Origin of the sequence: Halobellus sp. H-GB7 (assembly GCF_030848585.1) — an archaeon.
Taxonomy (GTDB): domain Archaea; phylum Halobacteriota; class Halobacteria; order Halobacteriales; family Haloferacaceae; genus Haloquadratum; species Haloquadratum inordinatus.
The window spans coordinates 1-2757 of sequence record NZ_JAVDDW010000025.1 but is presented as its reverse complement, the minus strand read 5'-3'; the positions used below and the strand labels follow the sequence as shown (position 1 = coordinate 2757).

General features: G+C 48.5%; 2 protein-coding genes and 1 pseudogene. 2 read left to right on the top strand and 1 reads right to left on the bottom strand.

Annotated features, from left to right (window positions below):
• Nucleotides 1–542 precede the first annotated feature (542 nt).
• A complete protein-coding gene (locus RBH22_RS17695; protein WP_306678725.1) occupies nucleotides 543–1940 on the top strand; it encodes a sulfatase-like hydrolase/transferase in 1398 nt (465 codons plus the stop codon).
• Nucleotides 1941–1991: 51 nt separating this feature from the next.
• Here the strand turns inward: RBH22_RS17695 and RBH22_RS17690 are convergent.
• Nucleotides 1992–2144, bottom strand: a pseudogene (locus tag RBH22_RS17690) (IS5/IS1182 family transposase); the annotation flags it as partial.
• Nucleotides 2145–2328: 184 nt separating this feature from the next.
• Here RBH22_RS17690 and RBH22_RS17685 point away from each other — a divergent pair.
• The coding region (locus RBH22_RS17685) for an IS1 family transposase (protein ID WP_306678723.1) at nucleotides 2329–2757 on the top strand (429 nt) is incomplete at its 3' end.

The following is a 2757-nucleotide window of genomic DNA, read 5'->3' as shown; positions in this document are numbered from 1 at the left end:
CTCACTACTTATGCTAATCCCTATTACAGCCCACAGGGGTCCTGATCGAATTACATCGCAGTAGACGAGACAGTAATTCGAGTGGGCGACCAGCGCTACCGGCTGTTTGCGGCGACTGATCCCAACACGACTCATCTCCGCATATGCGACTGTTTCCGAATAGGGCCCAAGTGTTGACCGGGATGTTCCTCTCGGGACTCTGTACAAAATATCTCGTTTCCGACGCGATCTTCCTGGTTGATGGCGCACCCCTGGTTGCAGGCGGCCTGCCACTGCCATTCACTCCGATTCCAACACGTCACCCACGGGAATCGGAATGCCACAAACGTGTATTCAAAGAGCCGAAACGCAAACATTGAAGCCTTCCCAAACCATTTCATTTGCGCTCGTCCTGAAAAAGTAGAAACGTGGTACCAGGCATTCGCCGTCTGCTTCAATCAGCTAATCTGAACAAGGTCTACTAAATATAGCGTCGGTCACAGCGTTTAGTATCTGCAGTTATCAGTAGAATTAAAATCAGACAGTAAGTAACCCTGGCTAAGATGAAACGGAATGTCATCCTTCTAATTTTAGACACAGTGAGGAAAGACTATTTTGATAAGTATGCTCAAAATATAAAGAGTATTTCCGATATATCATTTGATAATGCATTTGCTGCTAGTTCTTGGAGCACACCGAGCCACGCATCAATTCTCACCGGGAAGTTACCCCACCAACATGGCGTTCATGCCAACAGCCTGTCTTTCAAAAATTTAGACCGAGAGGAAACATTCTTGTCAGATTTGAATAACTTCCAAAAAATAGGTACGAGCACTAACGTATTTGCTGGGCCTGAATTTGGTTTTGATAGCTTGTTTGACCATTTCCTATATGTTAGTCGAAACGGTGGAATAACTGGTGGGCTTGATATGGATACGTTTAGTCGGACAACCGACTCTGTTGGGATACATCGATATTGGCGATACCTATTTGAGTCGTGGAAAAAAGGGGTGCTACTTCGGAGCGCAATAAATGGAACAACAGCAAAGATCCACGACATCACCAGATCAATAAACCTTCCTCGTTTATGGGACTATGGGGCCCAAGCGATTGTATCTGGTAGTAAGAATGAAATAATTGGTGGGAGTGAACCCTTCTTCTTCTTTGCAAATTTTATGGAGGCACATTCCCCATATGAAGATTGTCTACTTTATGACCGTTCTATTTCCCAAGTGCCACGAGGGTGGTCGAACTCTGTCGAAGACTGGGAGATCAATGCTCAAAATAACTCAATTGAGGATGCAAGTGAAATAGAGAATCGGCGAAGGATATACTCTGGGGCGGTTGATTACCTTGATCGAATCATCGCACCGTTTGTAGAAGCATTAATTGAACAAACCAGCAGAGACACTACAGTTATTATCACTTCAGATCATGGTGAGGCCCTAGAACATTCAGATGTCCCTCCAAAATGGGGTCATGTGGGATCACTATCTCATTCACTACTTCACGTACCCCTCGAAATAATTAACCCACCTGATGACTACTCTCCGGAGACGGAAGCTCTGTTTTCGCATTTGGACCTCGCAGAACTCATCACTGCATTCAGTCAAGATCAATCGGTTTCGTTTAATCGGTCCGTAGTGCCTGCAGAGAGGATTGGTTTGGGAGTTAGCCAGGATGTTGGCCCTGCAGACTACGACTACTGGAACAGAGGGATTCGTTGTATTTACGAGCAAGAGAAGAGAATCGAATGGGACACGCTGGGAGAAGTCAAGGAGTTCAACATAAACGGGCCTTCACGGGAACAGTTTTCTCAGCCCCTGAATAAACTCCCCGATTTATATCGGGAGATGTTTGATGCCCCTATTAACCAGTACAAAAATGATAATGTGTTAAATACGGCTGATGATCTGTCTGAGTCAGTTAAAGAAGGACTAGAGGATCTGGGCTATCTGTAGTAGTGCTGAGATCTGTTTATTACACTTCAAGAGCGTGTCATAGAAACCATCTCATAGCATCTCATAACCCGGACCGTTCCCTCGCTCGTAGTTGGTGATGGCAACGACGAGTCGCAGGCAGAGCGCAAGGAATACTTCTGTTCGTGCGTGGACGCGGTCTCGGGCACGGACGTTTCCGAGGCCGCAGTCCTTGACCGCGTCGTTGCCATCACCAACTACGAACGTGGAGACGATCCGGGAAGTACCGAGATCACGGTGTGAGAAGAGTTCTATGACACCCTCTTTAAATACCAAAGACGCTCTTGGGTAGAGGATTGTTGGTAAGGTCTCAGCAGTCGCTGGAAGTCACAGCGGGCACGGGTGACGCGACCGCGTCACCCGACGAACGATGTTCCCAATCAAGACGTTCGTCTCGGAGCGTCGCGCCGCGAACCTGCTGGCACAGGTTCGCTGGCGTAACGGCGTCTATTGCCCACGCTGCCGTGCCGAATCTGTGATTCGGTACGGCAGCTATCGCGTGTTTCAGCGGTATCTCTGTAAGAATTGCGACCGCACGTTCAACGACCAGACTGGCACTGTCTTCGAACACTCCGCGGTGGAACTCAGAAAGTGGTTTCTTGCCGTCTACACCTACATCCGCTTCAACACGAGTCTCAGACAGTTAGACGTGGAAATCGACGTTTCGTACAAGACAGTCTATCGGCGCGTCCAGCGCTTCCTGCGAGCGCTGGACGCGCCTCATCCACAGTTGGAAGGGCCGGTCGAAATCGACGAACTGTACGTGAAAGCAGGTCTCAAAGGCCGCGAACGCGACGGC